Genomic DNA, 15,708 nt, shown 5'->3' with positions numbered 1-15,708 from the left:
GATATTACCAAGCGTAACCGGCAGCAGATTATGAACAAAACCGCCAACTGTAAGTGTATCTGAAATCTGTGCTGATGTATATCCATAAAGCTCACAGGCTTTATCTAAATATTTGCTGTTGCCTGATGCAATGATCCTGCCGGAATGTAGTACATATTTGCAACACAGTGTTCGAACCCTGAGATAACGAAGATCAAGATTGGGAAAAATGCTCCAAACAGCTTACCGATCAGATCTTTCGCTGCACTACTCATCAATACTGCGATACATACCAAAATATTACAAAGGATACCGGAAAAGATTGCTTTGCTGATATCAATATCTGCTTTACCCATGGCAACCTTGATCGTGAATGCTCCAAGTGCTCCATCTGAGTAATCATACTGACCAGAAGCATATACACAAGCTGCTGTCAGTATAGAGCCAAGCATATTGCTGAAATATACAACAACCCAGTTTTTTATCATCTGTAATGCTTTGATCTTATGGTCTGCAAGTGCCATTGTCAGCATACAGTTTCCTGTAAATAACTCACCGCCGGTTACAACTAACATCATAAGACCGATCGGGAAAACCACGCCTGTTAATGTTCTTGCAACGCCTACACCTGTCAGATTATGAGCTGCAAGGTTTGACCCCTCTGCTCCGATCGCAATAAACATACCTGCGAACATACCAAGTAATATCATCTTAAGCAGACCCATGTTTGCTTTATTGATGCCTGCCTTTATATTATTTTCCAGAATCTGTACCGGTGAGTAATAATTGTTCTCCATTTTTCTTTCTCCTGTCGTTCTACACTTTTAAACTTTTATCAACCGAAAGGATTATATTCTATTTTACAGACAAGATGCAACTATTTCCATGTACTTTTTTTCGTACAATCCATACTTTGCTGCGTATTAACATTGTATACGGCACAACCGCCCACAAATATGTTTTCTGCTATGTTCATTCCGCAACTTATGCTTTGCCCAGCCAACAAGCCCGTCGACTGACATTTATCGTTTTCTGCTATATTCATTCCGCCTATGCCCGCGGATGTGCTTTCTGATATTCCTCTTTTAAGCGGCTCTGCCTGCTGTTCAGATAAATCTGTGTCGTTGAGATATCTGCATGTCCCAACATTTCCTGTACAGCCTTTAAATCTGCACCGTTATTTACAAGATGTGACGCAAACGAATGACGGATCATATGTGGTGTAATATCCTTATCTATTCCTGCTTTATCGGCATATACCTTGATAATCTTCCAGAAGCCTTGTCTGGTCATCGGTGTTCCCTTGCAGTTTGAGAATAAATATTCTGAATCCTTACACATATCGACTCGAACATTCGAGATATAATTATCAAGTGCGCGCTGTGCTGAATCTTCGATTGGAATAATTCTCGACTTTCTGAGGTCATGGCATTCAATGTAACCCATCTTCAGATTCACATCTGTAATCTTCAATGTAACAAGCTCCGATACACGGATTCCTGTCGCATATAACAGCTCTAACATTGCCCGGTCACGAATTTCCTTCGGAGACTGGTCTCCCGGCTGGTCAAGAAGCCGGTTCACTTCCTCTATCGTTAAGATATCCGGCATTTTCTTTTCAATCTTTGGAGGCTTGATATTAACTGACGGGTCATCCATCAGTATTTTCTCTCGAAAAAGAAATCCAAAAAATGACTTGATCGAAGCTATGCTTCTTGATACAGTAGCCATTGATTTTCCGTTTTTTTCTAAATACAGAACATAAGTGTTGATATTTGTCTCATTTATCGAACGAATATCCTCTGTTCCATTCTCCCGGTAGAAATCAGAAAACTTCACAAGATCGCGCTGATAAGAAGCTACTGTATTTTCACTTGATTTCTTAATATTTTTGAGATAATCAACATATTTCTCTATGTAAATTTCCACGCATTTTTCCCCTTATTATGTAGACTAAATATCATTATAAATACAAATTTCTATAAAATCAAACATAATTTTTATAAGCAAAATCAAGGTTTTTTCGTAATTTCTTTGTTTTCACCAAATCATGTGTCTATACAGAATTATGTATACCACATGTAGTAAAACTTTTTCAAAAAAATTTCAGAATTTTTACTTCCAGAATAATATTCAGTAATAAAATTGTAACAATAATTGCCGTTCCCCAAAAAGAATTATGCAATCTGACAACCATAGCAGCAATCTGACTCATCCCTTCTCCTGTTGTTCCACATATAATTTTAACAACAATTGCATATAATCCCACAATAATCAAAACAATCATATAAAATGCAAACGCACACAACATAGTTCCGTTCATCGCATATAGTGAAACCATCATACCGGTGATCAGTCCGGATATTCCCATAAGAGCACCATCGGATGCTTTATCCGGAACAAGCTTCAAAAGAGCTACAACCGCTACCAGCTCCACGATTCTTTTACAGATCAAAGCGATCAGTTCCTGTTTTCCGGTCTGTATACCTGTCTGGTCTAATATCTCCTGCACATTTAATTGTGTGTTTACAAGCAAGGTTCCAAGGATCAGGCCGATCCAGAACATTGCCCATATAAATTTACGTTTCATATCATCCCCCCTCGTATACATATGTTTTCCTGTCCCAATATATGCAACAAACAATAAAACCACCATTCTCATCTACTATGATTCGTCTGGATATACTCATGGTGATTTATTTTTGCTATACTGCATCTGGTATTTATTTCTTCATTTGTTCTACAGCATATGCCAGGATTGCAATAATAGTTTTTGAATCAACGATCTCTCCTGTCTGTATCATAGTCATGGCTTCTGCCAATGAAAGCCGCCGGATTCGGATAAATTCTTCCGGATCCAGTTGTCTGATTCCCTTTTTCAGATCGGTTGCAATATAAATATAGGTCTGCTCATTACTGGTACCGATCGCAAGATATGTCTTTGTTACAAATCGAAGTTCCTGTGCAATATATCCGGTTTCCTCTTCCAATTCCCTGACTGCGCACTGACCCGGATCTTCTCCCTCTTCCATACAGCCGGCAGGAACCTCTAAGGTTATATCATCTACCGCATTTCTATATTGACTTACCAGGATCAGGTTTCCATCTTCATCCACCGGCAAGACACAACAGCCATCTACATGATTGACCAGATCATATACTACATGTTTTCCATCCGGCAGTCTCAAATAATCATTATATACATCAAATATATGAGCATGATATGCCAGTTCTTTTTTCTCTCTGATAAATTTCTGATCCATCTGTTGCCTCCCAGCTATCCATATTTTTCATATTTTTCATTCACTAAAAAAGCCTGTGGAACATTTTATTCCACAGGCTGAAAATAATTACTTAGCATAATCTACAACGCGAGACTCTCTTATGATATTAACCTTGATCTGTCCAGGATATTCCAGCTCATTTTCAATCTGCTTTGCAATATCCCTTGCAAGTAATACCATATCGGAATCATTAACGTGTTCAGGAACAACTATTACTCGAATCTCTCTACCTGCCTGAATAGCATATGTCTTCTCTACACCCTTATAGGAGTTTGCAATATCCTCCAGTTTCTTAAGACGTGTAGTATAAGTCTCCAGAGTCTCTCTTCTAGCACCCGGTCTTGCTGCTGAGATTGCATCTGCAGCCTGTACAAGACATGCTATCAGGGATTCTGGTTCAACGTCGCCATGGTGAGCTTCTACTGCATTTACAATAATCGGTGATTCCTTATACTTTCTACATAAGTCAGCACCAATCTGTACATGAGAGCCTTCCATATCATGATCTACAGATTTACCGATATCATGAAGTAATCCGGCACGTTTCGCAACTTTGACATCGACACCTATTTCTCCGGCCAATAAACCACATAAATGTGCTACTTCGATAGAATGCTTTAATGCATTCTGTCCATAGCTTGTTCTAAACTTCATCTTACCAAGAAGTCTCACTAATTCAGGATGAATTCCGTGAATGCCAACCTCAAGGGTTGCTGCTTCACCTTCTTCACGCATCATGGTTTCTACTTCCTTCTGCGCTTTTTCTACCATCTCTTCGATTCTTGCCGGATGGATTCTTCCATCGACAATCAGCTTCTCAAGTGCAATTCTTGCAACTTCCCTTCTAACAGGATCAAAGCTTGAGAGAATAACTGCTTCCGGTGTATCATCAATAATCAGATCTACACCTGTCATGGTTTCAAGAGTACGGATATTTCTACCCTCTCGACCAATTATTCTACCCTTCATCTCATCGTTAGGTAACTGTACCAGTGAAATTGTTGTTTCTGCTACATGATCCACTGCACATTTCTGGATTGCAGATACAACATATTCCTTTGCCTTCTTGTTCGCTTCTTCTTTAGCTCTGGTTTCTAATTCCTTGACCATAACTGCTGTTTCATGTTTTACTTCATCTTCAACAGTTTTTAATAAGTATTCCTTCGCTTGTTCAGAGGTTAAACCTGAAATTCTTTCCAGTTCCTGTAAACGTCTTGCCTGAAGCTCTTCTACTTTTGCCTTCTGCTTTTCAAGCTGACCTTCCTTGGATGCAAGACTTGCTTCTTTTTTCTCGATAGCTTCCGTCTTACGGTCGATACTTTCTTCACGGGCGAGAACTCGTTTCTCCATTCGTGAAATCTCTCCACGTCTGTCCTTGACTTCTTTTTCAAGGTCATTCCGCGTCTTCAAAGCATCTTCTTTTGCCTCAAGCAAAATCTCACGCTTTTTCGCCTCAGCATCCTTCTGAGCTTCATCTATAATCTCCCTTGCTGCTACTTCTGCCTTACCAATCTTCGCTTCTGCAATATTTTTTCTATATGCAATAGCAATAAACCATGTGGCAACGATACATACAACAAGGATGCAAATATAAATGATTATCCACGCAATATCACCACTCACAGGAGCACCTCCTTATTAAGTTTTCATTGTACACTTATACAACTATTTAAGTTTAATATTTTTTACTAATTATGTCAAGTGAAAACAAACAAAAACAACAATTTTTCGCCCTGTTTTCTGTGCAACTTTTCTTATATTACTGACTACCCCATTTCTAATATTTCCGAGATACAGGAAGCAACCAGACGATACGGATATCCCTTTCGGACAAGAAATGCTGTTACTTTTTCTCTTTTATCTGAAAGTTCCGAAACCGGACATTTTTTCCGGATCAGTTTCTCTACGATCTCTCTTTCATCCGGAAGCTGGTTTTCTTCAAATGCCTGTTCAATCCATTCATTCAATATTTTCTTGGATGACAATGCAAATGTGATCTCTCGTCTGCTTTTCCTTTGGATATGACTCCGGACATAAACTGATGCATATCTGGCATCGTCAATATACTTATATTTTTTTAGTTTATCAAGCGTCGTATCGATCACTTCTTCATCATAGCAAAGTTCCTTTAACTTCTGCCGGATGTCATATTCACATTTTTCAGAATACTTAATAGCTGTAACCGCCTTGTTCATCGCACGTTTAAAGAAATATTCTGACCGGAACTGCTGCATTTTCTCTGCATCAGTTTCTGATCCGACCGTCAGCTTCAATCTTCGTATATCAGATGCATATAACGGACCAAACGCCTCATAATCCAGATACAGACAGCTTCTCTTATCATCAATCTTCTTAATATCTGTTACAAGCATATATACAGGCACCCTCTACTTATTCTGTTTCTGTTCCCTCTGCATCCTCAGTTTCAACTAAGCCAAGCTTCTCACGGATCTTCTCATCGATCTCAGCACAGATAGCCGGATTCTCTGCAAGAAATGCCTTTGCATTCTCACGTCCCTGTCCGATCTTATCTCCCATATATGCATACCATGCACCGGACTTATCTACAATATCATTTGCTACTGCCAGATCCAGGATATCTCCTTCACGGGAAATACCTTTACCAAACATAATATCAAATTCAGCCTCTTTGAACGGAGGTGCAACCTTGTTCTTCACAACCTTTACTCTGGTACGGTTACCAACGATCTCTCCACCCATCTTCAGAGTATCAATCTTCTGACATCCATACGAACAGATGCATAGAACTTCAATGCACGTCCACCGGTTGTTACTTCCGGATTACCAAATACAACACCAACTTTCTCACGAAGCTGATTGATGAATATTACAACACAATTTGTTTTGCTTACGACTGCCGTCAGCTTACGAAGTGCCTGTGACATCAGTCTTGCATGAAGTCCCATATGAGAATCTCCCATCTCACCATCGATCTCTGCCTTTGGAACAAGGGCTGCAACCGAATCGACAATGATCACATCTACTGCACCGGAGCGCACCATTGTCTCTGTGATCTCAAGTGCCTGTTCACCGCAATCCGGTTGTGAGATATAGAGGTCATCAATATTGACACCGATATTCTTCGCATATACAGGATCCAATGCATGTTCTGCATCAATAAAGCCAGCAATACCGCCACGTTTCTGTATCTCTGCAACAATATGTAATGCAACTGTTGTCTTACCACTGGACTCAGGTCCGAATACTTCTATAATTCTTCCTCTCGGAACTCCACCAAGTCCAAGTGCAATATCAAGGCTTAATGATCCTGTTGGTATTACTTCTATATTCATATTGGCTGAAGAATCTCCTAACTTCATAACAGATCCTTTACCATACTGCTTCTCAATCTGTGCTAACGCTGCATCCAGCGCTTTCTTCTTATCATCATCTTTAATCATCTTTCAAACTACCTCCATAAACAAATGTTCGATTCCTGTTATTATACTACTCAACTTTTATCGAAATGTCAATCCTTAATCTATGATCTTACGGATATTTTTCATTTCTGTATTTCTAACAGTCTTTTTCTACCTTTCTATACCATACTACCTGTTATGCGTAAAATATCGTACATCATTTTCAAAAACGCAATAAAAAAGTGCATCAAAACCGTAGGGACAAAGCCCTATCTTCATGCACATCCCAATTATATCATACTTTACAGAAGAAAAAATATAAAATATAATTTAGAAAATATATTTTATTTCAGGAGGAATTTTTATGCTGACTGCAGGTATCATTACAGAATATAATCCATTTCACAATGGACATCGCTACCAGATCGAACAGACCCATTCCGAACTTGACTGTTCCCATATTATTTCTGTTATGAGCGGTAATTTTCTTCAAAGAGGACTTCCTGCTGTCTGCAACAAGTTTATGCGTGCCGAAATGGCTGTTGCCTCCGGAGTCGATGCGGTATTTGAGCTTCCGGTTGTCTATGCAACAGCAAGCGCAAGGGATTTTGCTTATGCGGGTGTCGACCTTCTGAACAAACTGAACACTGTAGATTATCTGATTTTTGGTGCGGAATGTGATGATCTGTCTCTTCTGGAATCTGTAGCTGAAATTCTGATTGATGAACCAGCCTCATTTTCCGCATGTCTAAAAAATAATCTGGCGGAAGGAATGTCCTATCCGTCAGCACGGGCAGATGCCATAAAAAGCTGTTGTCCTGCCGGTGCTGATCTTCTGAAGGAACCAAACAACATCCTTGCAGTCGAATATCTCTCAGCGCTGAAGAAAACACGTTCCTCTATAAAACCATATATTATAAAAAGGACCTCCGCAGGATATAACAGTGAGGATATCACAGGATCGATCTGTTCAGCTTCCGCGATCCGCCATTATTACAGCAGATCAGTACAGACCACACTGAAGAACCGGATGCATTATTTAAAACCTTTTATCAGGTTCTTCCAGCCGTATCCGCTGATCTGCTGAAGACAGAATATCTGCATACCTATCCGATTTTCGAGAATCATTTAACATCCATCCTGCAATACTGTTTAATCATGCAGAATGATGCTCCTGACACGGTTGATATGACAGACAAGCTGTATAATAAACTGAAAAAAACAAATCTTCTGCAGTCATATGCTGCAATTGCTGAATCCTTAAAATCCAAAGATCTTACCCAGACAAGGATCAACCGTGCATTGCTGCATTTTATTCTGGGCATCCGAAAGAATACTATGTCCATGTATAAAGAAAGCGGCTGGAATCACTATGGACATATTCTTGCGTTGAACCGATCCGGCTCCGATGTGATCCGTCAGATTAAGAGAAACAGTGACCTTCCTGTCTTTACAAAGCCGGCAGATGGCATCCGTTTCCTTTCCGATACCGGCCGTTTACTTTTTGAACAGGATATCAAAGCAACGCGCTTATATAACACGGCTGTCTATGCAGCCTATAAAACAGAATTACCGGACGATTTTACCGCCCGGCTTCCTGTTCGTTCTTAATTGGTGATCATTCCATTCCGTATATGGAATTTTTGCCAAGCTCCTCTTCAATCCGGAGAAGCTGGTTGTATTTCGCTGTACGTTCGCTTCTGGCTGGTGCTCCGGTCTTGATCTGTCCGCAATTCATAGCCACAGCCAGATCCGCAATAAATGTATCCTCTGTTTCCCCGGACCGATGGGAAATCACCGACGAATATCCGGCTTTATGAGCCGTTTCCACAGCATCCATTGCCTCTGTCAGAGTTCCGATCTGGTTCACCTTTACCAGGATTGAATTTGCAATTCCATCTTCAATTCCGTTTTTCAGTCGTTTTTTATTTGTAACAAAGAGATCATCTCCAACTAACTGGATACGATTTCCAAGCCGGTAGGTCAGAACCTTCCAGCCATTCATATCATTCTCATCCAGTCCGTCTTCGATCGAATAAATCGGATATCTTGTCACCAGATCCTCATAGAACTGGACCATCTCCTCTGAATTTCTCCGGATTTCCTTTCCGGTCATCCGGGATTCTCCCGGAAAGATATATCGGTCAGAAGCTACATCATATAATTCCGATGCTGCCGCATCCATTGCGATCTGTACATCGACTCCCGGATTATACCCGGCCTTTGCGATTGCCTCTACTAACAGATCCAGTACTTCATATGTGGTTGCAAGATTCGGTGCAAATCCACCTTCATCTCCAACTCCTGTGCTCAAATTTCTGACATTCAATTCAATCTTCAGCGTATGATAAATCTCACAGGCGATCTCCATTGCCTCCTTAAAGGATTCTGCACCTACCGGAGCAATCATAAACTCCTGAAAATCAACAGTATTATCCGCATGCTTTCCACCATTTAATATATTCATCATCGGAACCGGAAGACGCTTTGCATTTACTCCGCCAAGATACCGGTAAAGCGGCATTCCAAGTGCCAGCGAAGCCGCCTTGGCACAGGCAAGGGATACACTCAGCATGGCATTTGCGCCATACCGTGTCTTATTCTCAGTTCCATCTGCCTCGATCATAATACGGTCAATATCAATCTGTCTTGTTACATCCATTCCGATCAGTTTATCTGCAATTCTGTTATTTACATTGTTGCAGGCTCCGTAAACCCCCTGTCCCATGTAACGTTTTTCTTCATCCCGAGCTCATGCGCTTCGTATTGTCCGGTGGATGCACCGGACGGAACCATTGCCCTACCCTTGCATCCACATGCCAGCGTAACATCGGTCTCAACTGTAGGATTTCCTCTGGAATCAAGTATTTCTCTCGCTTTAATTTCAATAATTTCCAATCTATTCATGTGATTCTCCATTCTGCCTTTCTATCCGTACAATTATTGGCAATTTTTATTCTTTTATAGTATTCACACTTTTTTCCAAAGTATTCATCTTATAAAAAATACCTGCCGGATAAAGCATCTGTAACTATGCTTCTCCGGCAGGTATTTTTTATTTGTTTTTATATTGTTACTCCGTTCTGTGTCCATATAACACAGAACATCGTTCTTTTTATTCTTCTGCTTTTACAGTTGGCTCTACGTCAGATGTACAATACATACATTTTGTAGCCTTAACATCAATGTCACCATAACAATATGGACATTTTCTTGTTAAAGGTGCCGCAACTTCCTCTTTCTTTCCAAGAGATAACAGCTTTTTAATTCCTTTCATCAGAAGGAAAATGATAAATGCCATGATGATGAAGTTGATCACTGCTGTAATGAACGAGCCATAATCAATATACTGGTCTCCCAACAAATGAATCTTGCCCTGTACTTCGGCACCACCGATACATCCAATGAGTGGATTGATAAAACAGTCTGTCAGTGAAGTTACCAGTCCTGAAAAAGCACCACCGATGATAACACCGATCGCCATATCCAGAACATTTCCCTTTAATGCAAATTCTTTAAACTCCTGAAAAAATTTCTTCATTTGTCTGTCCTTTTTTCATTATTTCTTGATAAGAAGTGATTTACCTGTCATTTCCTTAGGCTGTGGAAGTTCCATGATCTCAAGAAGTGTTGGAGCGATATCTGCAAGACATCCACCTTCTCTTAAACCATAGCCCTCATCATAATTTACAAGTACGAATGGTACCGGATTTGTTGTGTGGGCTGTATGTGGTTCACCAGTTTCATAATTGATCATCTGCTCAGCATTACCGTGGTCTGCACAGATAAATAATACACCATCTGCCTTCTTAACTGCCTCTACTGCCTTTCCTACGCAGGCATCAACAGTCTCAACTGCCTTGATCGCTGCAGGGATCACGCCTGTATGACCTACCATATCAGGATTTGCAAAGTTAATAATGATCACATCGTATTTATCAGAACCGATAGCATCTACCAGCTTCTCACATACTTCCGGAGCACTCATTTCAGGCTGAAGATCATATGTCGCAACCGCAGGGGACTTAACAAGGATTCTGTCTTCGTTCTTATTTGGTTCTTCTACGCCTCCATTAAAGAAGAACGTAACATGTGCATACTTCTCTGTCTCTGCAATACGAACCTGTGTCTTACCATTCGCTGCAAGGTACTCACCAAATGTATTGTCGATTTCTTCTTTCTTGAATGCAACGATCTTGTTTGGTATAGACTCATCATAATCTTTGAAGCATACATATACCAATGGAAATCTTCCGTCTGGTCTGTTGAATCCGTCAAAATCGTCACAGCAGAATGCTCTGGTGATCTCTCTTGCTCTGTCTGGTCTGAAGTTAAAGAAAATAACGGAATCATTTGGCTTTACAAGTGATACCGGCTTACCATTCTCTGTAATAACGGTAGGAAGGATAAACTCATCATATACTTCCTTGTCATAAGATGCCTGTACTGCAGCAACAGGATCTTCTGCCTGTACACCCTCACCTGTTACAAGTGACTTATATGCAAGTTCAACACGATCCCATCTGTTATCACGATCCATAGCATAATAACGACCGGAAAGGGATGCAACCTTACCTACACCAATCTTCTTCATCTCCGCGATCAGTTCCTCTAAGAAGCCCTTTCCTGATGCTGGAGCTGTATCTCTGCCATCGAAGAATGGATGAACATATACATTTTCAAAATTATGTTTCTTACATAACTCAAGAATTGCATACAGATGTGTATTATGGCTGTGTACACCACCACTGGATAATAGTCCCCATACATGAAGATCGGAATTGTTCTTCTTACAGTTCTCGATTGCTTCTAACATCTCTGCATTCTCAAAGAAATCGCCATCCTGAATGGACTTTGTAATTCTTGTTAATTCCTGATATATAATTCTTCCTGCACCGATATTCATATGACCAACTTCTGAGTTACCCATCTGTCCGTCCGGAAGTCCAACTGCAAGACCGGAAGCAGCACCCTTTACATAAGGATATTCAGCCTTAAGCTGATCCATAACAGGTGTATTTGCCAGTGCGATTGCATTGCCTTCTGTCTTGTCACTAATTCCATAACCATCAAGTACCATTAAAACTACAGGTTTTTTACTCATTATTTTTCTCCTTTTAATTATTTTTCTTTCTTATCAGCAGCCTTTTCCTCATCTGCCTTTTTTTCAGAAGCCTTTTTTCCAGCATCTGCTTTTTTCTTCTTTGGCTTAGCAGGAATCGCGATCATTTTCGTATATTCCTCTGATATTGTATCAATATCGCCAATGGATTTCAATGTTCCATGATCCAGGATCATTGCTTTATTACAGATCCGTCGTACCTGTTCCAGAGAATGCGAAACAAATAATACTGTTGTTCCGCCTTCCATAAGCTGCATGATCTTCGCTTCACTCTTCTTCTTAAATCTGGCATCACCCACGGATAATACTTCATCCAGAATCAGAATATCCGGATTTGCAATCGTTGCAATTGAAAATCCCAATTTTGATTTCATACCAGATGAATAATTCTTGATTGGGACATCAATAAAACGACCAAGCTCCGAAAACTCAACGATTTCATCATACTTTTCTTCCAGATAACTCTTGGAATATCCAAGCACTGTACCATACAAAAAAATATTTTCCTTTCCAGTATACTGTGCGTCAAAGCCTGCTCCTAATTCCAGCAACGGAACAACCTTTCCATGCTTGATCACATGTCCTTCTGTTGGCTTATATACACCGGAAATAACCTTTAAAAGGGTACTCTTTCCTGCACCATTTAAGCCGAGGATTCCCAGCCTGTCACCCTTGTCCAATGAAAAGCTGACATGCTTTAATGACCAGAATTCATCATAACTGATCTGTCGTTTTATTGATTTAATTATATACTCTTTAATATTGTCAACCTTTTCACTGCTCAGGTTGAACTTCATGCTTACATCATCAACGATCAATGCTTCATTGCCCATGTCTGTCTCCTTAAATATGAAGAATAAATTCGTCCTGTTTCTTATAGAATGTATACGTTCCGATCAAGATTGCAAAAACAGAGAAAACGAACGCATATAACATATAATTCCAGTTTAACGGATCACCCAGAAAACATGCTCTAAAATTATGGATGACGCAATATAACGGATTATATTTTAACAGCCAGCTAAATCCACTCTTTAATAATCTCTGTGGATAATAGAAAATCGCACATGTATACATAATGATCATCAATACAACATCCCACAAATATTCCATATCACGGAAGAATACCGTAACCGTCGCAAGTACCATGCCTACTCCAAATGTAATCATCAGAAGCAGAATAAGCGGAAGGATAACCAGTAATAATGACCAGGTTGGCTTCACATGACAAAATACCATCAATGGGATCATAACAATCAGCGAAATCAAAAATATAATATAGTTAAATAATACGGAAGACATCGGATACAGATACTTCGGAACATATACTTTCTTGATCATACCTGCATTTGACCGTATCGATTTTGCACAGGCTTTTGTTCCGCTGCTGAAAAATGAATATAACAGACGACCGCTCAAAATATAAACCGGGAAGGTTTTATTGCTGTTATCAAATAACGTTCCAAATACGATCGTCAATACGATCGTTGTCAAAATAGGCTCCAGCAAAGACCATAAGATTCCAAGATATGAACGCCTGTACTTTAACTTAATACCTTTTTTTACCAGTTCCTCAAGCAGATATCTTCTGCTCCAGAATGTCTTTAAATATTCCATAGTCAATTCCTTTTCTGCGTATTTGTTCAAAAATCGTTTGAATTATATCACAGTTATACATAATCGTCAACGAAGTATACTTTTCGTAAATGTACAAAAAAATCCCACAAATCTATTCATTTCGTATGAATAATAGAATAACAAAAAATACCGCGGACACCAGGCAGTCATATTATTGGCCACCCGATCCCTCACGGTATCTTTTTTACCAGATCATTTTCCTGATTTTACAGATTCAATATGAAATCCGGCATTAAAATTACTTATTGTAGTTTACGATCTTTCCAAAGTCAGCCTTCAGTGAAGCACCACCTACAAGTCCACCATCAATGTCAGGCTTTGCAAGAAGCTCTGCTGCATTACCAGCGTTCATAGATCCACCATACTGGATTCTTACAGCTTCTGCTGTGTCTGTATCATATACTTCAGCGATGCAGTCACGGATTGCCTTACATACTTCCTGTGCCTGATCGGATGTAGCAGTCTTGCCTGTTCCGATAGCCCAGATTGGCTCATAGGCGATTACCATGTTCTTAACCTGATCTGCTGTGATATCTTTCAGATCACTCTTGATCTGAAGACGGATGAAGTCAAGTGTGATACCCATTTCTCTCTGCTCTAATGACTCACCACAGCAAAGGATAGGTGTAAGACCTGCTTCAAATGCCTTCTTAACTTTCTTATTTAAGAGACAGTCACACTCTTTGAAGTAGTCACGACGCTCTGAATGTCCGATGATGACATACTTAACACCGGCGTCAACTAACATTTCTGCTGATATCTCACCTGTGTATGCACCCTTTTCTTCGAAGTACATGTTCTCAGCACCAACTTCTACATTTGTGCCTTTAACAGCTTCTACTACAGGTACAATATCAATTGCAGGTACGCAGTATACAACATCTACGTCATCATTTGCAACTAATGGCTTTAACTCTTCACATAATTTTACAGCCTGGCTTGGAGTCATGTTCATCTTCCAGTTACCAGCGATGATTTTCTTTCTTGACATGTCTTTTATCTCCTTGAAAATATTATTTTCATTATCTGTATATTCTTCCATCCGATCCAGATGGAGCATGTACATAATTTATTTGTCGTTTGCAGCAGCAACACCTGGAAGTTCCTTACCCTCTAAGAATTCAAGGGAAGCTCCACCACCTGTTGAGATGTGGCTCATCTTAGAACCATATCCTAACTGGTTAACAGCAGCAGCAGAATCACCACCACCGATGATAGTTGTAGCATCTGTCTCAGCAAGAGCAGCAGCTACAGCCTTTGTACCAGCAGCAAGTGTAGGATTCTCGAATACACCCATAGGTCCATTCCATACAACTGTCTTAGCTGTCTTAACAGCATCTGCATATAATTCGATTGTCTTAGGTCCGATATCACAGCCCTCTTTGTCTGCTGACATCTTGTCTGCATCAAAGATCTCTGTTTCAACCGGAGCATCGATTGGATTAGGGAAATCGTCGATCATAACGGAATCAACCGGAAGTAATAACTTCTTACCAAGTTTCTCAGCCTTTTCCATCATTTCCTTACAGTAGTCGATCTTAGATTCGTCAACTAATGACTTACCGATCTCATATCCCTTTGCCTTTAAGAATGTATACGCCATACCACCACCGATGATCAGTGTATCGCACTTCTCAAGTAAGTTAGAGATAACATTTAACTTGTCTGCAACTTTTGCTCCACCAAGGATAGCTACGAATGGTCTTACCGGATTCTCTACTGCATTTCCAAGGAAGTCGATCTCCTTCTGCATTAAGTATCCAACAACCGCTGTATCAACAAGACCTGCAACACCTACATTTGAGCAGTGAGCTCTGTGAGCTGTACCAAATGCATCATTTACAAATACATCACAGATAGAAGCAAGATCCTTAGAGAATGCTTCACCGTTCTTTGTCTCTTCCGGTCTGAAACGTGTGTTCTCAAGTAAGATAACTTCGCCATCTTTCATAGCTGCTACAGCTTCTCTTACCTTTGGTCCAACAACTTCAGGCTCAGCAACAAACTTAACTTCCTGTCCAAGAAGCTCTGAAAGTCTTACCGCAACCGGTGCAAGAGTCTTTGTCTTCTTATCTTCTTCTGTCTTAACCTTGCCAAGGTGTGAGCAAAGAATAACCTTTCCACCATCAGCAATTAATTTCTTGATTGTAGGAAGTGCTGCTACAAGACGGTTCTCGTCTGTGATCTTACCTTCCTTTAATGGTACATTAAAGTCGCATCTGCAAAGGACACGCTGTCCCTTTACATTAATATCATCTACTGATTTTTTGTTTAATGACATTACTATTAAACCTCCTGATTTTTA

14 protein-coding genes and 2 pseudogenes are annotated in these 15,708 nt (G+C 40.0%); 2 read left to right on the top strand and 14 right to left on the bottom strand.

Translation table 11 applies throughout. From position 1 onward, the window contains the following. Positions 1 to 104: 104 nt before the first annotated feature. The 7 genes and pseudogenes from DW959_RS01000 to recA form a co-directional block, all read right to left on the bottom strand. Positions 105 to 776, bottom strand: coding sequence for a formate/nitrite transporter family protein (locus tag DW959_RS01000; protein ID WP_347475289.1), 672 nt, complete (start codon positions 774 to 776; stop codon positions 105 to 107). A 253-nt stretch (positions 777 to 1,029) separates the two neighbouring features. Continuing rightward, positions 1,030 to 1,908 carry a site-specific tyrosine recombinase XerD gene (gene xerD, locus DW959_RS00995; RefSeq protein ID WP_117807616.1) on the bottom strand — a complete coding sequence of 293 codons (879 nt, stop codon included), beginning with the start codon at positions 1,906 to 1,908 and terminating at the stop codon, positions 1,030 to 1,032. A gap of 166 nt (positions 1,909 to 2,074) precedes the next feature. After that, positions 2,075 to 2,569, bottom strand: a complete 495-nt coding sequence (locus DW959_RS00990; RefSeq protein ID WP_147340246.1) for a hypothetical protein — start codon at positions 2,567 to 2,569, stop codon at positions 2,075 to 2,077. A 133-nt stretch (positions 2,570 to 2,702) separates the two neighbouring features. Further along, a complete protein-coding gene (locus DW959_RS00985; RefSeq protein WP_117807618.1) occupies positions 2,703 to 3,242 on the bottom strand; it encodes an NUDIX hydrolase in 540 nt (179 codons plus the stop codon). An 87-nt stretch (positions 3,243 to 3,329) separates the two neighbouring features. Continuing rightward, positions 3,330 to 4,886 (bottom strand): ribonuclease Y, encoded by a 1,557-nt coding sequence (rny, locus tag DW959_RS00980; RefSeq protein WP_021943791.1) that lies wholly within the window; start codon positions 4,884 to 4,886, stop codon positions 3,330 to 3,332. 143 nt (positions 4,887 to 5,029) lie between these two features. Beyond that, positions 5,030 to 5,635 (bottom strand): RecX family transcriptional regulator, encoded by a 606-nt coding sequence (locus tag DW959_RS00975; RefSeq protein ID WP_117807619.1) that lies wholly within the window; start codon positions 5,633 to 5,635, stop codon positions 5,030 to 5,032. 19 nt (positions 5,636 to 5,654) lie between these two features. Beyond that, a pseudogene (gene recA / locus DW959_RS00970) lies at positions 5,655 to 6,685 on the bottom strand (recombinase RecA). A 322-nt stretch (positions 6,686 to 7,007) separates the two neighbouring features. Between recA and DW959_RS00965 the strand changes: the two are divergent. After that, positions 7,008 to 7,730, top strand: a complete 723-nt coding sequence (locus DW959_RS00965; RefSeq protein ID WP_118614980.1) for a nucleotidyltransferase family protein — start codon at positions 7,008 to 7,010, stop codon at positions 7,728 to 7,730. After that, on the top strand, positions 7,646 to 8,254 hold the full coding sequence (locus DW959_RS00960; RefSeq protein ID WP_347475292.1) for a nucleotidyltransferase family protein: 609 nt from the start codon (positions 7,646 to 7,648) through the stop codon (positions 8,252 to 8,254). Before DW959_RS00965 ends, DW959_RS00960 begins: the two co-directional genes overlap by 85 nt. Before the next feature lie 7 nt (positions 8,255 to 8,261). On the opposite strand, the pseudogene eno reads toward DW959_RS00960, so the two are convergent. The 7 genes and pseudogenes from eno to DW959_RS00925 all read right to left on the bottom strand — a co-directional run bounded on the left by eno (position 8,262) and on the right by DW959_RS00925 (position 15,684). Further along, positions 8,262 to 9,550: pseudogene (gene eno / locus DW959_RS00955) on the bottom strand (phosphopyruvate hydratase). A 208-nt stretch (positions 9,551 to 9,758) separates the two neighbouring features. Then, positions 9,759 to 10,184 (bottom strand): large conductance mechanosensitive channel protein MscL, encoded by a 426-nt coding sequence (gene mscL, locus DW959_RS00950; RefSeq protein ID WP_021943786.1) that lies wholly within the window; start codon positions 10,182 to 10,184, stop codon positions 9,759 to 9,761. 18 nt (positions 10,185 to 10,202) lie between these two features. Then, on the bottom strand, positions 10,203 to 11,747 hold the full coding sequence (gpmI, locus tag DW959_RS00945) for a 2,3-bisphosphoglycerate-independent phosphoglycerate mutase (RefSeq protein WP_118614974.1): 1,545 nt from the start codon (positions 11,745 to 11,747) through the stop codon (positions 10,203 to 10,205). 17 nt (positions 11,748 to 11,764) lie between these two features. Beyond that, on the bottom strand, positions 11,765 to 12,598 hold the full coding sequence (locus tag DW959_RS00940; protein ID WP_118614971.1) for an ABC transporter ATP-binding protein: 834 nt from the start codon (positions 12,596 to 12,598) through the stop codon (positions 11,765 to 11,767). Between the two features lie 10 nt (positions 12,599 to 12,608). Further along, positions 12,609 to 13,382: an ABC transporter permease gene (locus DW959_RS00935; RefSeq protein ID WP_117807625.1), complete on the bottom strand. Its 774-nt coding sequence runs from the start codon at positions 13,380 to 13,382 to the stop codon at positions 12,609 to 12,611. Positions 13,383 to 13,641: 259 nt separating this feature from the next. Next, positions 13,642 to 14,394: a triose-phosphate isomerase gene (gene tpiA / locus DW959_RS00930; protein ID WP_021943782.1), complete on the bottom strand. Its 753-nt coding sequence runs from the start codon at positions 14,392 to 14,394 to the stop codon at positions 13,642 to 13,644. A gap of 78 nt (positions 14,395 to 14,472) precedes the next feature. Further along, positions 14,473 to 15,684 (bottom strand): phosphoglycerate kinase, encoded by a 1,212-nt coding sequence (locus DW959_RS00925; protein ID WP_117807626.1) that lies wholly within the window; start codon positions 15,682 to 15,684, stop codon positions 14,473 to 14,475. Positions 15,685 to 15,708: the final 24 nt, after the last annotated feature.

Source organism: Clostridium sp. AM46-21 (assembly GCF_003480025.1).
Taxonomy (GTDB): Bacteria; Bacillota; Clostridia; order Lachnospirales; family Lachnospiraceae; genus Coprococcus; species Coprococcus ammoniilyticus.
Note: the sequence above shows the minus strand (reverse complement) of the source record. Positions and strands in the feature narration are given on the sequence as shown.

What these genes read in the sequence shown, in the direction of transcription:
- DW959_RS01000 (WP_347475289.1), bottom strand. Translation starts at nt 776, where the DNA reads ATGGAGAACAATTATTACTCACCGGTACAGATTCTGGAAAATAATATA.
- DW959_RS00990 (WP_147340246.1), bottom strand. Translation starts at nt 2,569, where the DNA reads ATGAAACGTAAATTTATATGGGCAATGTTCTGGATCGGCCTGATCCTT.
- DW959_RS00985 (WP_117807618.1), bottom strand. Translation starts at nt 3,242, where the DNA reads ATGGATCAGAAATTTATCAGAGAGAAAAAAGAACTGGCATATCATGCT.
- DW959_RS00975 (WP_117807619.1), bottom strand. Translation starts at nt 5,635, where the DNA reads ATGCTTGTAACAGATATTAAGAAGATTGATGATAAGAGAAGCTGTCTG.
- DW959_RS00965 (WP_118614980.1), top strand. Translation starts at nt 7,008, where the DNA reads ATGCTGACTGCAGGTATCATTACAGAATATAATCCATTTCACAATGGA.
- mscL (WP_021943786.1), bottom strand. Translation starts at nt 10,184, where the DNA reads ATGAAGAAATTTTTTCAGGAGTTTAAAGAATTTGCATTAAAGGGAAAT.
- gpmI (WP_118614974.1), bottom strand. Translation starts at nt 11,747, where the DNA reads ATGAGTAAAAAACCTGTAGTTTTAATGGTACTTGATGGTTATGGAATT.
- DW959_RS00940 (WP_118614971.1), bottom strand. Translation starts at nt 12,598, where the DNA reads ATGGGCAATGAAGCATTGATCGTTGATGATGTAAGCATGAAGTTCAAC.
- DW959_RS00935 (WP_117807625.1), bottom strand. Translation starts at nt 13,382, where the DNA reads ATGGAATATTTAAAGACATTCTGGAGCAGAAGATATCTGCTTGAGGAA.
- tpiA (WP_021943782.1), bottom strand. Translation starts at nt 14,394, where the DNA reads ATGTCAAGAAAGAAAATCATCGCTGGTAACTGGAAGATGAACATGACT.
- DW959_RS00925 (WP_117807626.1), bottom strand. Translation starts at nt 15,684, where the DNA reads ATGTCATTAAACAAAAAATCAGTAGATGATATTAATGTAAAGGGACAG.